The organism is Ruegeria sp. CK1, assembly GCF_056536545.1.
In genome coordinates this window covers 233,232-248,929 of sequence record NZ_JBQFPX010000002.1, presented here as the reverse complement: position 1 = coordinate 248,929, position 15,698 = coordinate 233,232, and the positions used below count along the sequence as shown (strand labels likewise).

Annotated in this window: 19 protein-coding genes and 1 tRNA gene; 9 read left to right on the top strand and 11 right to left on the bottom strand. The window is 56.8% G+C overall.

Annotated features, from left to right (window positions below; translation table 11 throughout):
• Positions 1–3 precede the first annotated feature (3 nt).
• Positions 4–783: an exodeoxyribonuclease III gene (gene xth / locus ACR0L3_RS07810; protein ID WP_480745058.1), complete on the bottom strand. Its 780-nt coding sequence runs from the start codon at positions 781–783 to the stop codon at positions 4–6.
• Positions 784–1,065: 282 nt separating this feature from the next.
• Entirely contained in the window at positions 1,066–1,389 is a 324-nt protein-coding gene (locus ACR0L3_RS07805; RefSeq protein ID WP_480745056.1) for a HesB/IscA family protein, read from the bottom strand.
• Between the two features lie 76 nt (positions 1,390–1,465).
• On the opposite strand from ACR0L3_RS07805, the gene ACR0L3_RS07800 reads away from it, so the two are divergent.
• Positions 1,466–2,608, top strand: a complete 1,143-nt coding sequence (locus ACR0L3_RS07800) for a deoxyguanosinetriphosphate triphosphohydrolase (protein ID WP_480745054.1) — start codon at positions 1,466–1,468, stop codon at positions 2,606–2,608.
• On the opposite strand, the gene ACR0L3_RS07795 is transcribed toward ACR0L3_RS07800, so the two are convergent.
• Complete coding sequence (locus ACR0L3_RS07795) at positions 2,609–3,160, bottom strand: putative pterin-binding protein (RefSeq protein WP_480745053.1); 552 nt, start codon at positions 3,158–3,160, stop codon at positions 2,609–2,611. It lies immediately after the preceding gene.
• Positions 3,161–3,292: 132 nt separating this feature from the next.
• Here ACR0L3_RS07795 and argS point away from each other — a divergent pair, with 132 nt between their 5' ends.
• From argS to ACR0L3_RS07765, 6 genes are all read left to right on the top strand, one after another.
• Positions 3,293–5,038 (top strand): arginine--tRNA ligase, encoded by a 1,746-nt coding sequence (gene argS, locus ACR0L3_RS07790; protein WP_480745051.1) that lies wholly within the window; start codon positions 3,293–3,295, stop codon positions 5,036–5,038.
• Between the two features lie 88 nt (positions 5,039–5,126).
• Positions 5,127–6,191 (top strand): SPOR domain-containing protein, encoded by a 1,065-nt coding sequence (locus tag ACR0L3_RS07785; RefSeq protein ID WP_480745049.1) that lies wholly within the window; start codon positions 5,127–5,129, stop codon positions 6,189–6,191.
• The gene (gene nagZ / locus ACR0L3_RS07780; RefSeq protein WP_480745047.1) at positions 6,188–7,195 is read left to right on the top strand and encodes a beta-N-acetylhexosaminidase; all 1,008 of its coding nucleotides are present in this window, start codon (positions 6,188–6,190) and stop codon (positions 7,193–7,195) included. The genes ACR0L3_RS07785 and nagZ overlap by 4 nt, the downstream gene beginning before the upstream one ends.
• A complete protein-coding gene (locus ACR0L3_RS07775) occupies positions 7,185–7,979 on the top strand; it encodes a segregation and condensation protein A (RefSeq protein ID WP_480745045.1) in 795 nt (264 codons plus the stop codon). The genes nagZ and ACR0L3_RS07775 overlap by 11 nt, the downstream gene beginning before the upstream one ends.
• A complete protein-coding gene (scpB, locus tag ACR0L3_RS07770; protein WP_480745043.1) occupies positions 7,972–8,628 on the top strand; it encodes an SMC-Scp complex subunit ScpB in 657 nt (218 codons plus the stop codon). The genes ACR0L3_RS07775 and scpB overlap by 8 nt, the downstream gene beginning before the upstream one ends.
• Before the next feature lie 64 nt (positions 8,629–8,692).
• Positions 8,693–8,917 (top strand): hypothetical protein, encoded by a 225-nt coding sequence (locus ACR0L3_RS07765; protein ID WP_480745042.1) that lies wholly within the window; start codon positions 8,693–8,695, stop codon positions 8,915–8,917.
• Here ACR0L3_RS07765 and ACR0L3_RS07760 read toward each other — a convergent pair whose 3' ends face one another.
• The 8 genes from ACR0L3_RS07760 to ACR0L3_RS07725 form a co-directional block, all read right to left on the bottom strand.
• Positions 8,918–9,997: a 2'-deoxycytidine 5'-triphosphate deaminase gene (locus ACR0L3_RS07760; RefSeq protein WP_480745040.1), complete on the bottom strand. Its 1,080-nt coding sequence runs from the start codon at positions 9,995–9,997 to the stop codon at positions 8,918–8,920. It abuts the gene before it with no gap.
• 61 nt (positions 9,998–10,058) lie between these two features.
• A tRNA-Pro gene (locus ACR0L3_RS07755) sits at positions 10,059–10,135 on the bottom strand.
• Between the two features lie 61 nt (positions 10,136–10,196).
• Positions 10,197–10,826, bottom strand: a complete 630-nt coding sequence (locus ACR0L3_RS07750; RefSeq protein ID WP_480745038.1) for a MerR family transcriptional regulator — start codon at positions 10,824–10,826, stop codon at positions 10,197–10,199.
• Positions 10,827–10,844: 18 nt separating this feature from the next.
• A complete protein-coding gene (gene ihfA, locus ACR0L3_RS07745; protein ID WP_008755922.1) occupies positions 10,845–11,147 on the bottom strand; it encodes an integration host factor subunit alpha in 303 nt (100 codons plus the stop codon).
• 96 nt (positions 11,148–11,243) lie between these two features.
• Complete coding sequence (locus tag ACR0L3_RS07740) at positions 11,244–12,215, bottom strand: beta-ketoacyl-ACP synthase III (protein WP_480745037.1); 972 nt, start codon at positions 12,213–12,215, stop codon at positions 11,244–11,246.
• A gap of 21 nt (positions 12,216–12,236) precedes the next feature.
• Positions 12,237–13,325, bottom strand: coding sequence for a phosphate acyltransferase PlsX (gene plsX, locus ACR0L3_RS07735; protein ID WP_480745035.1), 1,089 nt, complete (start codon positions 13,323–13,325; stop codon positions 12,237–12,239).
• 24 nt (positions 13,326–13,349) lie between these two features.
• Complete coding sequence (gene rpmF, locus ACR0L3_RS07730; RefSeq protein ID WP_170570029.1) at positions 13,350–13,556, bottom strand: 50S ribosomal protein L32; 207 nt, start codon at positions 13,554–13,556, stop codon at positions 13,350–13,352.
• A 206-nt stretch (positions 13,557–13,762) separates the two neighbouring features.
• Entirely contained in the window at positions 13,763–14,299 is a 537-nt protein-coding gene (locus ACR0L3_RS07725; RefSeq protein ID WP_480745033.1) for a YceD family protein, read from the bottom strand.
• 84 nt (positions 14,300–14,383) lie between these two features.
• Here ACR0L3_RS07725 and ACR0L3_RS07720 point away from each other — a divergent pair, with 84 nt between their 5' ends.
• On the top strand, positions 14,384–14,860 hold the full coding sequence (locus tag ACR0L3_RS07720; RefSeq protein WP_480745031.1) for an outer membrane protein assembly factor BamE: 477 nt from the start codon (positions 14,384–14,386) through the stop codon (positions 14,858–14,860).
• 97 nt (positions 14,861–14,957) lie between these two features.
• Positions 14,958–15,692: a GNAT family N-acetyltransferase gene (locus ACR0L3_RS07715; RefSeq protein ID WP_480745029.1), complete on the top strand. Its 735-nt coding sequence runs from the start codon at positions 14,958–14,960 to the stop codon at positions 15,690–15,692.
• The last annotated feature ends 6 nt before the right edge of the window (positions 15,693–15,698 follow it).

The window sequence follows — 15,698 nt, the reverse complement described above, 5'->3', positions numbered from 1 at the left end:
AGCCTAAAGGTCGAGGTCGACCCAAACCGGTACGTGGTCCGAAGGCTTTTCTTGCCCGCGCACTGCAGCGTCAATCTGGCAATCTCGCATCAGGTCTGCGGCCTGAGGGGTCAGCAGCAAATGGTCGATGCGAATGCCGTCATTTTTGTTCCAGGCACCTGCTTGGTAATCCCAAAAAGAATAGTGCCCAGGACCTTGAGTGCGAGCGCGGAACGCTTCCGTGAATCCCAGGTTGAGAATCTTACGAAATGCGGCGCGGCTTTCGGGGCGGAACAATGCGTCTTCGCGCCAGGCATCGGGCCGCTTTGCATCTTCTGCCTGAGGGATGATGTTGTAGTCCCCAGCCATCATTGCCGGCTCTTCGCTGGTCAACAGCTCGCGCGCCCTGTCGTAGAGACGCTCCATCCATGCCAATTTGTAGTCGTATTTAGGCCCTGGCACAGGGTTGCCATTAGGCAAATAAAGCCCGCAAACGCGAAGTGCTTGCTTACCGACAACAGTCGCTTCGATCCAGCGGGCCTGCTCGTCTTGATCATCGCCCGGTAATCCGCGGGTAACATCTTCCAGCGGTAGTTTTGAGAGGATGGCGACGCCGTTGAAACTTTTCTGACCATGCGTTTCAACGTTGTACCCGCGCTCTTCAAACATCTCGCGCGGGAAGTTTTCGTCAACGGATTTGATTTCCTGCAAAAGCACAACATCCGGCTGAGCGTCGTCCAGCCACCGGGGCAGGGCCTCAGCTCGCGCTTTGATGCCATTGATGTTGAACGTGGCGATTTTCATGCGCGATCCTCCGGCAGCTTGTAGGAACCTATCGCTCAGAACTGGCCCAACGGCAAGGTGGTCGGCGAGTTTGCGAGGCTCTGCCTCGCGCTCCGGGATATTTGGGGCCAGATGAAGAAACGATATTTTAACAAATTTGATCGAAAAAGATTGTGCGGTACAGGCGGGGACGCCGATGACCGCGCCAGGTGAAGCTCTCCGTCCGATTGGTCGGAGAGCGGATCTCACTTCATCTGGCCAAAAATATCCTGGGGATTTGGGGGCAAAGCCCCCATCAAAAACTTACATCGAAAAAGACGTACCGCACCCGCATGAGGAGGTCGCGTTCGGGTTTTCGATCACAAATCGCGCGCCGATAAGTTCCTGCGTAAAGTCGATTACCGCGTTTTCGAGAAATGGCAGAGAAACCGAGTCAACGATGACCTTTTGACCTTTGCCTTCAAGCACAAGGTCGTCCTCTTTTGGCTCATCCAGCGCGATTTCGTATTGAAACCCGGAACATCCGCCGCCTTCCACAGCGATACGCAGAGCTTGGCCCTGATCCGAGGCGCCAATCTCGGCCAACCGATCAAAGGCGCGTTCTGTGACTGTTGGGGGCAGATTCATGCCGGACTCCAAAGGTTTATTTCCTTACCGCAGTACAATATATGAAACCTTAGGACAGGCGACAAGGACAAGACCTTTGGAGAGAGCAGGTTTCGCCTCGGATCCAAGCCGCGCGAGGGGGCGGTTGGTGCCAGAGGAGGAAAGCAGTTTCCGATCATGCTTTCAGCGCGATCGGGATCGGATTATTCACGCCAGCGCGTTTCGTCGGCTCAAACACAAGACACAGGTTTTTGTGGAACATGAGGGCGACAGCTACCGCACGAGGTTGACCCACTCGATCGAAGTTGCACAGGTGGCGCGCACGATTGCCGGTGCGTTGGGCTTAAATGCCGAACTGACCGAGGCGGTGGCCTTGGCTCATGATCTTGGACACACTCCCTTTGGCCACACCGGAGAAGATGCTCTGCATGAGTTGATGTCACCCTACGGCGGTTTCGACCACAATGCGCAAGCCATTCGGATCGTCACTAAGCTTGAGCGGCATTACGCGGAATTCGATGGCTGCAACCTGACTTGGGAGTGTCTTGAGGGGATTGCCAAACACAATGGGCCAGTGACGGGTGTACTGCCATGGGCTTTGGCAGAATGTAACGGTGGCTTTGATCTTGAGCTGCACACCCATGCCAGCGCCGAGGCGCAAGTGGCAGCCTTGTCCGACGACATTGCCTATAACAACCACGACTTGCTGGACGGACTTCGTGCGAATTTATTCTCGGATGAGGAAATTCAGCAGTTGCCCATTGTCGGCGACTGTTATGCCGAGGTGGACAGAGCCTATCCAAATTTGGACCCTTATCGCCGCAGGCATGAAGCGTTGAGGCGCGTATTTGGCGTGATGGTTTCAGATGTTATTGATACTTCGCGGGATTTGATCGCTAAGTCCAAAGCGCGAACTGTCGAGGACATTCGGCATTTGGGCTATCCGGTGATCCAATTCTCACCCACCCTTTGGGCGCAGCTAAAGCAAATCCGGTCCTTTTTGTTTACACGGATGTATCGCGCGCCCAGCGTGATGGAAGTACGTTCCGAGGTCGCGCGGGTCGTTGAAGAACTGTTTCCTATTTACCTCAATGATCCCAAGCAGATGCCCGCACGCTGGCACAGCGATATCGAGGACGCCGCGGATGAAACGGCGCTAGCAAGGATTGTGTCAGATTATATTGCGGGAATGACAGATCGATTTGCTCTGCAGGATCACAAAAGACTGACTGGCGGTTAGTTACTCAACCGCGATATATGCCAGCGCCCAAACCTGCTGCCCGGCTTGCTCCTGTGCCAGATCGGTGTCGATGGTAGGTGGAAAAACGATCATTGTCGGGCCATATCCACCGATGCCCATCGGGACGCCATCTGCATGGGTCGCCACAATAGGCTGATGCGTTGCGATACTGTCCCACGGGATTTCGGATTGATAGCCGTCCATCGCCATAGGCATGGCGGTTTTTCCTTCCGCGCCTGCCATAATCATCACATCTGACAGACGTGGGCCAGAGAAGGCAATGTCGCGTTGATTGCCTTCGGGGCCGTAAGCGATTGTTATCTCAATCTGTTCCAACCCATCCAGCATAGCGGCATCAAAACCAGCCGCGCCGTCGTGCTGCACGTCTAGAAAGCCCAACAGGCCGCCGTCATTTTCGCTTCGGGCTGGCAAGTTGGTTTCCGCCACCGCCCCGCCAAGCGTCAACAGAACATGTCCATTCGGCGCGGGCATCTCGGCCAAAACCGGCATTGCGGTGGTCAGGACAAAGGCAAGGGGCAGGGCGAGGCGCATGAAAGGGTCTCCGTATCAGGATTTCCTGTGACCTTACCCCTGTTTACGTCCAATCCAAGTGGAAATTGATCGCTTCCATTGACCTTGCTGCTTTGCGTGGTAAACCGCCGGACAAGCAAAAGGACATCCGAAATGAACCTGTTTTCCGAGATCCGCGGCCTTGTACTGGACGCGCTGGCGCAGATGCAGTCCGAAGGAGCGCTGCCCGAGGGGTTGAGCTTTGACAACGTGGCGGTTGAACCCCCGCGTGATGCGGCGCATGGCGACATGGCGACCAACGCGGCGATGGTGTTGGCCAAACCGGCCAAGATGAAGCCGCGCGACATTGCCGATGTGCTGGCCGGGAAACTGGCGGCGGATGACCGGATCACCACTGCCGAGGTTGCCGGGCCGGGCTTTTTGAACCTACGTCTTGCGCCGTCTGTCTGGCAGGGGGTTCTTGCAGCTGTGCTGGACAAGGGTACCGATTATGGCCGCTCGACCATGGGGCAGGGGCAGAAGGTCAACGTTGAATATGTCTCGGCCAACCCGACTGGCCCGCTACATGTGGGGCATACGCGGGGTGCGGTATTCGGCGATGCTCTGGCAAGCCTGCTCGCCTATTCGGGCCATGACGTGACCCGCGAATATTACATCAACGACGGTGGTGCACAGGTCGATGTGCTGGCGCGGTCGGCCTATGAACGCTATCGCGAAGCCAACGGGCTGAGCCCTGAGATCGCAGAAGGTCTTTATCCCGGCGACTATCTGATTCCAATCGGTGAAGCGCTTAAAGAGAAATATGGCGACAGCTTGATCGACAAGCCGGAAAGCGAGTGGCTGGAAGAGCTGCGAAACTTTGCCACGGACGCGATGATGGATTTGATCCGGGCCGACCTGAAGGCGCTGGGCGTTGAAATGGACGTGTTCTTCTCGGAGAAGTCGCTCTATGGCACCGGCCGGATTGAGGCGGCGCTGGAGGCGCTGACTGAGAAGGGCTTGATCTATGACGGCGTGCTGGAACCTCCCAAGGGCAAAAAGCCCGAGGATTGGGAGCCGCGTGAACAGACGCTGTTCAAATCCACCGAACACGGTGATGACGTCGACCGTCCGATCAAGAAATCTGATGGCAGCTGGACCTATTTCGCGCCGGATATTGCCTATCACTATGACAAGGTGAATCGCGGCTTTGACGCGCTGATCGACGTTCTAGGTGCTGACCATGGTGGCTACGTCAAACGGATGAAGGCGGCTGTTTCGGCGCTGTCCGACGGTAATGTTCCGCTGGATATTAAGCTGACCCAGCTGGTCAAACTGTGGAAGAATGGCGAACCGTTCAAGATGTCCAAACGGGCAGGGAACTTTGTTACCCTGCGTGACGTGGTCGATCAGGTTGGTCCGGATGTGACGCGTTTTGTCATGCTGACTAGGAAGAACGACGCGCCGCTGGACTTTGACTTTGACAAGGTGCTGGAACAGAGCCGCGAGAACCCCGTGTTTTACGTGCAATACGCCCACGCGAGGGTCATGAGCGTTCTTCGCCGCGCGGCTGAGGCTGGTATCACAGCTGATTACGCGACTCTTGCTGGGGCTGACCTGACCAAGAACGATCACGCCTCAGAACTGACAGTTGCCAAGAAACTGGCCGAATGGCCGCGTCTGGTGGAAATCGCAGCACGCACCAATGAACCGCATCGGGTTGCGTTTTACCTGTATGAACTCGCTGGCGACTTCCACGCGCTTTGGAACAAGGGCAACGATGAAACACAGCTGCGTTTTATCCAGGATGGCGATGTTGCCACAAGCCAATCGAAAATCGCGTTGGCCCGGGCTGTTTCTGTTGTGATTTCAGCGGGCTTGGGTATTCTTGGCGTCACCCCAGCGCAGGAGATGCGGTAACAAACTCCGCCCGACGCGCCGGTACGAGGTAGGCAAGAAATGACCCGTGCGCCTTATTTTCTGGCGTTAATCGGGCGGTGAGGCGGACATGGCACGTTACGATTACTCGGGGCAAACCAGCCCCGAGCAGATGCATTACACGAATCAAACGCATCCACAGGATGCGTATGGATATTCCGAAGATTTGCACGGTTACGAAGAAGCTCCGCGCGCTGGAAGTCTTGGCCGCATCGTCAATGCAATGGGGGCGGTGGCCTCTTTGGCGTTGGTGGCGGGGATTGGCGTATGGGGTTACAAACTGGTTATGCGCGATGTTAGTGGCGTCCCCGTTGTGCGTGCGATCGAAGGACCGATGCGCATTCAACCCGAAAACCCGGGCGGCACACCTGCGGATCATCAGGGGTTGGCCGTGAATGCGGTAGCTGCGGTCGGAACCGCAGCGCCTCCGGCAGATCGCCTGATCCTTGCACCCCGGCCGGTGTCCCTGACCGATGAGGACACGCCCCTAGAACCCTTGAAAGCAACGCCGGCAGTGCATGTTGTTGAGGAAGAAATTTCGGATCAGGAAGCCACCAAGCTGCGCCAAGGGACGGTGGATGCTCTGGTGGCTGAACTTGCGGGCGAGGCGGCCAAGATTGAAGAGCCGACGGAACAAGGCGTGCAACTGGCTGCGCTTTCCACGCCCGAGGAAGAACCCGCAATAGACCCTGCGGACTTGGCTGCGCAATTACCTGACCCGGAACTGGCCGCTTTGCCGGGGGTGCGCCGTTCATTGCGCCCAACGACGCGTCCCGCACGCGCCACGACCAGCACGATCACACCGAATGGCAATACCGAAGCCGCGATCAACGCTGCTGTCAAAGCCGCTGTAGGGCTGGACGTGGATCCGAACACCCTTCCAAAAGGAACCCGAATGGCGCAACTGGGAGCGTATGAGAGCTCGGATGTGGCCCGCGCAGAATGGAATCGGTTGAATGGTAGGTTCGGTGAGTACATGGAAGGTAAACAACGCGTTATACAGAAAACTTCACGTGGCGGGCGCACTTTCTATCGTCTGCGCGTGGTGGGTTTTGATGACCTGAGCGACTCGCGTCAGTTTTGTGCCGCACTTGAAGGTCGCGGGGCAGATTGTATTCCGGTGGCTGCGCGGTGAATTTTGGTGCGACGATCACCGATGCCGAAGGCCTGCGCCTGACGTCTGAAGAAAAAACTCTGTTTCGCGAAATGAACCCGTTTGGGTTTATTTTGTTTGCGCGCAATATCGATTCAGCTGATCAGATCCGCGCCTTGTGCGATGATTTTCGCGAGTCTGTGGGGCGAAACTGCCTGATCACTATTGATCAGGAAGGTGGCCGCGTGCAGCGCCTGCGAGCGCCGCTGGCGCGTGAGTGGAGGTCGCCTTTAGATCACGCCTTGCAAGCCGGCGATCATGCAGAACGGGCGATGTATCTTCGTTATCGTCTGATCGCAAAGGAACTTTTTGAGCTGGGTATTGATAGCAACTGCGCCCCTATGGTCGATCTGGCGCGAGAGAACACGCACGTATTCCTAAAAAACCGTTGCTATGGTTCTGACCCCAAAGCTGTTTCCAAGATCGGCAACGCAGTTGCCAAGGGGCACTTGGATGGTGGAGTGCTACCCGTTCTCAAACACATACCCGGCCACGGTTTGGCGACGTTGGACAGTCACCACGACCTACCGCACGTAGACTTGACTGAGGACGAGCTGGATCAGGCGGATTTTGCCCCGTTTCGCGCGCTGAACGATTTGCCGATGGGGATGACCGCGCATCTGGTTTACGATCAGATCGATCCGCAACCGGCAACAATCTCGCCCAAGATGATCGGCCTAATCCGCAAAAAGATCGGGTTCGACGGCCTGATCATGACAGACGATATCTCGATGAAAGCTCTCAGCGGCAAACCCGAGGATCTTGCCGGTCAAGCGTTGGCTGCTGGATGCGATGTGGTTCTGCATTGCAATGGGACATTTGATGCTCGTGCGAAGGTGCTTAAAGCCGCCGGGGAAATGACCGGTCCGGCGCAGAAACGCGCGGAAAAAGCGCTTTCGATGCGACAAAAACCTGTGGAACTTGACATCCAAGCCGTCGAAGCGGAACTATCTGCCCTAATGGGCGGGCAGGTATATGAACGATAACCTATTTAGCGAAGACCCGGTCTCAGTCGCAGATCGGCTGGCCGCCGAGGCGTTGATCGTTGACGTCGATGGGTTCGAAGGTCCACTGGATGTTCTACTGACCCTGTCGCGGACACAAAAGGTCGACCTGCGGAAGATTTCGGTTCTGGCGCTGGCGCAGCAATATCTGGCCTTTGTGGAAAAAGCCCGTGCGCTGCGGATCGAACTGGCGGCCGATTATCTGGTGATGGCCGCTTGGCTTGCCTTCCTTAAATCCCGCCTGCTGCTTCCACCCGACCCTGATGACGATGGACCGTCGGGTGAGGAACTGGCTGCACACCTAGCGTTTCAGCTAGAACGCCTACAGGCCATGCGTGACGCCGCGGCTCGCCTGATGGCACGCGACCAATTGGGGCGCGACTTTTTCAAGCGCGGGCAGGGCGAAGATATAACCCGCATCCGTACCGTGACTTATTCGGCGACTCTGCTGGACTTGATGCAAGGCTATGCCCGCATCCGCACGCGCGATGAGTTTCGCCCATTTGTCATGGACCGCGACGCCGTGTTCACGATGGAGCAGGCCTTGGAGCGGATGCGTCCTCTCATCGGTTTCGCAGGCACGTGGACTGACATGGAGACTTATCTGCCGGATGGGTGGGACGCTGACCCAGTGCGGCGGCGTTCGGCCACGGCTGCGACCTTTGCAGCCTCGCTTGAACTGGTGAAAGAAGGACATATGGAGATCAAGCAAAGCGACACCTTTGCACCGATCCATTTGCGCAAGAGGACTGAAACTCGTGACTGACGCCCCCCAAGACGAAGGCACCGGTACCCTGTTCGAAGCGCCGCCCTTGGCGGAGCAGGAGCGCATGGTCGAAGCTGTCTTGTTTGCCAGTGCCGAGCCGGTTTCGATTGCTGATCTTGAGGCGCGAATGCCTCATGGCAGCGACGCGGTTCAAGCTGTTGAAATGCTGCAGAAACGCTATGAAGGACGCGGTGTGCGAGTTGTACGTGTAGGCGAGGGGTGGGCCCTGCGGACGGCGCCCGACCTGGGCTTTTTGATGCAGAAGGAGACGGTCGAAACCCGTAAACTCAGCCGGGCTGCGATCGAAACGCTTGCAATTGTAGCCTACCACCAACCCTGCACGCGGGCCGAGATCGAAGAGATACGGGGTGTATCGGTGTCGCGTGGGACGATCGACCAGTTGCTGGAGATGGAGTGGATCAGGTTAGGCCGCCGTCGCATGACGCCGGGCCGTCCTGTAACCTTCGTGGTGACGCCGCAATTCCTTGACCATTTCGGGTTAGAGAACGCACGCGATCTGCCAGGGCTTAAGGAACTACGTGCCGCCGGTCTACTGGAAAATCGGCCACCTCCGGGCACGATCCCGTTGGGAGAAGGGCGCGAGGACGACGAAGACGAAGATCAGACCGAACTGTTCGAGGAAGAGTGATGAAGCAGCCCTTTTGTTGCTGCGCAAATCACCTATGTTGAGGCTCAGAAAACGGAGTTGAGCAATGAACGCCAATCGGATCATCGACATGATCGTACGTCAGGTCATGCGCCGCCTTGTCAACAAAGGCGTGAACAAGGGCTTTGACATGGCAGACCGGATGGGCGGCAAACCGGACCAGACCTCCGGCGGGCCCAAACGTGGCCAGAATAGTGGCCCACGCCCGTCGCAGCATCTGAAACAGGCTCAAAAGATCACTCGTCAAATGCGCCGGTTTACGAAGTTCTGATCAGCCAACTGCTTTAAAGTGTTTGGACAGTTTCAGCCCTTGTCCCTGATAGTTTGACGCAATGCCTGCACCATAAAGCTGCGTGGGCATTTCAGCCATTTTCTCATAGACCAGCCGCCCGACGACTTGCCCGTGCTCAAGCACAAAGGGGGCTTCGTGGCATCTGACCTCCAGCACACCGCGCGACCCGGCACCTCCGGCGGCAGCATGGCCAAAACCGGGGTCGAAGAAACCGGCGTAGTGCACCCGGAATTCACCTACCATTGCTAGATAGGGTGCCATTTCGGCGGCATACATGGGCGGGATGTGAACAGCCTCACGGCTGACGAGAATATAGAACGCGCCGGGGTCCAGAATGATACGACCATCGTTGGTTCGCACTTCTTCCCAGTATTCCTGCGGGTCGTATTCTCCGATCCGGTCCAGATCGATCACTCCGGTATGGGGTTTGGCGCGATAGCCGACCAGATCGGTGTCGGGTAGTTGCAGATCGACGGAAAAGCCCAATCCGTCCTGAATGACAGCGGGGCCATCGACCAACGGCGAGGCGTTATGCAGTGCCATAAGCTCGGCGTCACTCAGGACGGCCTGACCCTGACGGAAGCGGATCTGGTTTAATCGCATTCCCGGACGCACGAGCACTGAGAAGGAGCGGGGACAAATCTCGGCGTAGACCGGGCCGGTGTACCCTGAGGGTACGCGATCGAACTCAGTGCCGCCATCGGTGATTGTGCGCGTCAGCAGATCCAACCGCCCGGTCGAGCTTTTTGCGTTTGCCACTGCGGTCACACTTTCGGGCAGGGCCAGCGATTCCATCAGCGGCACCAGGTAGACACAGCCCTTTTCAAGAACAGCGCCGTCCGAGATGTCGATGCGGTGCATCTCGAACTCAGCCAAACGATCTGCGACCGAGCGCCCTTCGCCCGCCAGAAAAGACGCGCGAACGCGGTAAGCCACTGTTCCAAGGCGTAAATCAAGGCTTGCAGGCTGAACCTGCTCCGGAATGATTTCAGGGCTGGCACTGATCTCGCCGCGTGCGATCATGCCTTCGATTTGCTGGTTTGGGCATACACCTGTCATTCCGATCCCCTCTGATGCCAGAGCGGGATCTGGCCTGTCTGCCATATACGTCGGTGTGATTTGGTCGGGCTAGCAGGACTCGAACCTGCGACCTTCCGTCCCCCAGACGGACGCGCTACCAGGCTGCGCCATAGCCCGACGTTGAGGTGTTCATAAAGACTTTCCCGGCGGGGGCAAGAGGAAATCATCGCCTTTTTTCTTATCCCGCCGTTCGGTTTTCAATGCGGTTCAAAACTGCCCGCAGGTCCTTTGCCACCGGTGCGATTTGTTTCAACAACTGGTCATCGAAATCGGTTCGTTCCCAGGCCTGTGTCGCTATACCACCCAGCAAAGGGGCCTCATCCAAGTACTCTGGTTCGGGCTTTTGGGGCGGCGTTTCCGGCTTGGGGCTGTCCTCTTTCGCCTGCGATTGGGCGACTGGTGTTTCTGGTTCGGGCTTCGTAGCTTTGGGATCCGTCAGATCAAGATTGATCTGCTCGCTGGTTGGGGCAGGTTTGGACGTGAAAGGCACAACCACATTGTCGCTTGCTGAAGAAACCTTTTCAGTCGTGTCGTCCAGCGCAGGAGACAACGAAGCCACGTAGTTCACACCCTGTTCGCGCAGGATGCGCTGAACGCCTTTAATCGTAATCCCGTCCTCATGCAGCAATTTCTTGATGCCACCCAACAGACGCATGTCGTTGGGCCTGTAATAACGTCGCCCACCGGCGCGCTTTACAGGTTTGACCTGAGAGAAACGGCTTTCCCAGAATCGCAGCACATGAGCTTGAACGCCCAGCCAGTCCGCAACTTCACTGATCGTGCGAAAGGCGTCGGGGGACTTGCTCATGACCGTGCCGTCCTGATCTTACTTGCGGTTCCCTGCGGCGACGCGGTCCTTCATCAGGTGCGACGGGCGGAAAGTCAGAACGCGGCGTGGCTGAATCGGTACTTCCTCGCCGGTTTTAGGATTTCGTCCGATGCGGGCGGTTTTGTCCCGAACGCTGAACGTGCCGAAAGACGAAATCTTCACCTGTTCGCCGCGTACCAACGCGTCGGACATGTGGTTCAGAACGCTTTCAACCAGCTGCGCACTCTCGTTGCGTGACAGGCCGACCTCGCGGAATACGGCCTCGCTCAGATCCATTCGGGTCAGTGTTTTGTCGCCCATACCTTTTCCCCTGTTGATGCCATAGAATATGGCGGGGGGAAATTCACTGTCAATATCAATGAATTGCAGGACTGCGTGTAAGCTGATTTGCGCCGGTTACCAGCGCAGAACAACAGCGCCCCAAGCCAGACCACCCCCAATAGCCTCGGTCACGATCAGATCGCCTTGCTTTATCTGACCGCGCTGTTTTCCAACAGACAAGGCTAGGGGAATCGATGCTGCAGAGGTGTTGCCGTGATCCTGAACGGTGACGACCACGTTTTCCATCGGCAGGCCCATTTTCTTGGCAGTGCCTTGAATAATACGGATATTTGCCTGGTGCGGTACGATCCAGTCGACATCGGAACTGCTAAGGCCCGTGGCTTCCAGCGCAGTTTCAGCGGTTTTGGCCAGTTTTTCAACGGCATGGCGGAAGACCTGGTTGCCCTGCATTCGCAAGTGGCCAGTCGATTGTGTTGAAACACCGCCGTCCACATAGAGCAAATCTTTGTAGCGCCCGTCAGAATTCAAGTCGGTTCCCAGAATGCCGCGATCATCGGAAGTGCCGTCACCTTCTTGAAGTTCCAGCACTAATGCCCCCGCACCGTCGCCGAACAGCACACAAGTAGAGCGATCTGACCAGTCCATGATTCGCGAGAATGTCTCTGCGCCTATAACCATAACGCGCTTCGCTTGACCCGACAGGATCAGCGCGTTGGCGTTGCTAAGCGCAAAGACAAAACCGGCGCAAACAGCTTGAACGTCAAAAGCGAACCCTTTGGTCATTCCCAGCCGGGCCTGAACCATGGTTGCAGCAGATGGGAAAGTAAGATCCGCGGTTGAGGTTGCCAGAACAATGGCATCGATATCATCGGCGGTTAGCCCAGCGTCCACCAGCGCAGCTTCGGCCGCTTTGGTCGCAAGATCAGATGTTGTCTCATCTTCTGCAGCAAAGTGGCGACGCTCGATTCCCGAGCGGGTTCTGATCCACTCATCCGTTGTATCAAGCGTCTTCTCAAACTCGGAATTCGGAACGATGCGCTCTGGCAAATAGTGTCCGACACCTATGACAACTGAACGGCCTGCCATTTTAGGGTACTGCCTTTTTTGTTATTCGCCGGCTTTTGACGGCGTGTGGGCGGCATCTTGTGCAAGCTCGGCTGTCGATGCAACCCGTGCTGCCAATTTTTCGGCGAATCCAGACTGGGCCAAGGTGAATGCCAGTTTGACTGCCGCTGATACTCCGGTGGCGTCGGCGCCACCATGCGATTTGACCACAGTTCCATTGAGACCAAGAAAAACTCCGCCATTCACGCGGCGCGGATCGATGCGTTTTTTCAGGCGGTTCAGCGATGTGATCGCAAGGATTGATGCCAATCGCGACAAGGGGGAGTACTTGAATGCTTGACGCAGCAGGTCGCCAATCAGGCTTGCGGTGCCTTCGCCAGTTTTGATCGCGACGTTGCCTGTAAACCCATCGGTTACAATGACATCTGCCTTGTCACCCGGAATATCACTGCCTTCCACGAACCCGACAAAATCAAAATTCGCCTGGTCCGCGAACTTTGTTATCAACGCATGCGCCTCTTTCAACTCGGCGCGGCCTTTGTGTTCTTCGGTTCCGACGTTCAGCAAACCAATCCGAGGGCGTTCCAGTGCCATGCCGTTGCGTGCATAAGATGCACCCATCAGCGCATATTGCAGCAGATCCTTGGCGTCGGCGCGCACATCCGCGCCCACATCAAGCATAACGTTGAACCCCTGCGGGTTGCGCGAGGGCCACAGTATCGCAATCGCTGGACGGTTCACGCCCGGCAATTTGCGGAGCCGCATCATCGACAGAGCCATCAATGCGCCGGTGTTGCCACAGGAAACCGCACCATGTGCCTCGCCCTTGCGCACAGTCTCCAGTGTCGACCACATCGAAGTCTGCTTACCGTTGCGAACAACCTGACTGGGCTTGTCTTCCATTGTGACCACGTCGGGGCAATCACGAAAAACGACGCGCCCTCTGAGGACACGCCGTTTTGCGACAAGCTTACGCAGCGTTTGCTCGGGCCCATGCAGGACGAACGCGATATCGGGGTTTTTATCTGCCGATTTGGCAATGCCCGCCACTACGGCAGCGGGCCCCGAGTCTCCGCCCATAGCGTCAACCGAGATGGTAATCCGTCCGGCCTGCGAGGGCTGTTCAGTCATGCCTTGCCTGCGCGTTTAAAGGCTTTAGGCCGCGTCTTCGTCCAGGTCGATTTCGTCGGCCTGAGCAACGACTTCACGGTCATCGTAGTAGCCGCAGGATGCGCAGACGTGGTGCGGGCGCTTCAGCTCACCGCAGTTCGGGCATTCGTTCGGGTTTGCAGCAACCAGAGCGTCGTGTGCGCGGCGATTGTTGCGACGCGACTTGGAAACTTTGTTCTGTTGGACGGCCATGGTCTCAACCTTTGTCTACTGAGGGCCAACAGATTCGCTGTCGGCCGGGTTTCATTCTTCGTTTTTCTCGTGGTTTGACGCGCGTTTAGGGTACATGCCCTACGTTGTCCAACCCAAATTCCGATGAGCGCGCGAAAATACTGCGATTCTCGTCATGTTCAAGCGATTTTTCTGAGCGCCTGCTATGACAGGAAAACAGACCTATGTCACTCGTCTTTTTTCAACGCATCGCGCAAACCGGCCAAGCCGGCAAAGGGTTTAACATCTTCATCTGTCATAGCCCGTTTTCCCGGTTCGGTATAGTCAGCTTGCCCTAATTCAGCACCGTCCTTGCGCGGATACAGAGGCAGGGCTAGCGACAGCGCCTCGATCATTACAAGTTCCGGATCGATCTCAGCGCCCAACTGTTCGGTCTCTTCACCTTCGGGGATTTCAAATTCAGGCTCTTCGGGGTCGACCCAGTCAGCAACAAAAATCCGCGTGACCGGAATGTCGATCCGTGTGGTCACAGGCTCAAGCGTAACGACACAGGGCTGAATCACTGTGGCGCCTAGTTTGCCCTTCAACGCCCAGTCGCGCTTGCCCTGTGCCGTAACGTCACCAACAAAGCTGAGCTTGCGCAGCCCCAATAGGCCTAGTTCGTTCTTGATAGCCTCCAGAGCCTGCGCATTCGGGCGCAAGTCAAAGGGGGTGGGGGCGTTTTGCGGCAGGTCGGCCACCCGTAAAGATGTCTGGTTGCTCATTCGTGACCCTTTCCTGTGTTGAACCGGGGCGGCGGTTTCTGTAATCGGATAGGGTCCGCGCGGTGCCAAGGCAAGAGGGTGTAAATGTTGAAGATTGTAAACAGGTTGAAACCGGCGTCCAAAACGCTCGTCTTTGCGGCCTGTTTGGTGGTGACTGCGGCATGCACGCCAGTCTTCAAGAATCATGGTTTCATCCCAACGCCCGAAGACTTGGCCGAGATCAAGGTGGGCGTCGACACCCGCGATACCGTTCTGGAAACAGTCGGTGCGCCCAGCTCATCCGGTGTGGTTCGCGATTCCGGGTTTTATTACGTCCGATCGAGAGTTCGTCACTACGGCCCGAAAAAACCCGAAGTGGTTTCACGCGAGTTGGTTGCGATCAGTTTTGATGATCGTGGTATCGTTCGAAACATCGAACGGTTCGGGCTTGAGGATGGCATCGTCGTTCCGCTGGACCGCCGCGTGACCGAATCGACGATTCAGGGTCAGGGGTTCATCCGACAGCTGTTGGGTAACATTGGCAACTTCAACCCGGCCAATATTCCAGGAGCGACCCAGTAACAGTAGGCGCATCTTGCGATAGTCATACGACGGTCACACTGTGCGTGGTAAAGACGCGGCAAGAAGAAACGGGTCAGCAACCTTGGAGGATGCGACCATGGCACTATTGCTCGGTAAGGGGCGGTATCGCGCCCGTCTCGCACGATCGTCTCAGGATGTGACGGCGGCACAGCGGCTTCGCACACTTGCGTTTGGGACGGAACAAACCGACCAAGACGAATTCGATCCGGTTTGTGCTCATATTCTGGTCGAAGACATGCGCGAGGGCGGTCAGTTAGTCTGTTGCTTCCGTATGCTGACCATGGAAGGCGGGGCCGATATTGGCCGCAGCTATTCATCGCAGTTCTACGACTTGTCCGCGCTGGAAGTGTTCGAAGGGCGGATGGTCGAGATGGGGCGGTTTTGTATTCATCCTGATTGGAGCGATCCGGATATCCTGCGCGTCGCGTGGGGCGCGATGACGGCTTTTGTCGATCAAAACAAGGTCGAGATGCTATTCGGGTGCTCCTCATTTGCCGGAACGGAATCAGAAGAGTATCTGGACGCATTTGCAATGCTAAAGCACCGGCATCTGGCCCCAAAACGATGGCTACCGCGGGTAAAAGCACCAAATGTCTTCCGGTTTGCGGCACGATTACGCCGCAAGCCGGATGCGAAAAAAGCGATGCTGCGCATGCCACCTTTGCTGCGCACCTATCTGATGATGGGCGGCTGGGTCAGTGATCATGCGGTGGTGGATCGAAAAATGAACACTCTGCACGTGTTCACCGGGCTTGAAATTCGGGCAATTCCCCCGGCGCGGAAACGTCTGTTGCGAGCGGTGGCAGGTTAATCGCCG